Here is a 239-nt window from a genome sequence, read left to right as displayed (position 1 = left end):
AAAAAGCGAGCTAACAGCTCGCTTTTTTTATGCGTTTCTCATAAATTCTTCAGCTTTTTCAACCATGTTTTTACTGCCACAACTAAAAGGAACACGTTCGTGCAGTTCTGTTGGTTGAATATCCATAATTCTGTTGAGCCCATCGCTTGCTTTACCATTAGCTTCTTCTGCTAAAAAGGCCATTGGATTCCACTCATACAATTATCTAAGTTTACCTTTCGCATTTTTCGAACTTTTTG

1 pseudogene is annotated in these 239 nt (G+C 37.2%); it reads right to left on the bottom strand.

Annotated elements, in window-relative coordinates:
• Positions 1–27 precede the first annotated feature (27 nt).
• Positions 28–239 (bottom strand): annotated as a pseudogene (locus ACRHOC_RS15115) (class 1 fructose-bisphosphatase); the annotation flags it as partial.

Source organism: Winogradskyella poriferorum, from assembly GCF_050618035.1.
GTDB lineage: Bacteria > Bacteroidota > Bacteroidia > Flavobacteriales > Flavobacteriaceae > Winogradskyella > Winogradskyella poriferorum_A.
The sequence above is the reverse complement of the archived record's forward strand: the minus strand, read 5'-3'. Positions and strand labels throughout refer to the sequence as shown.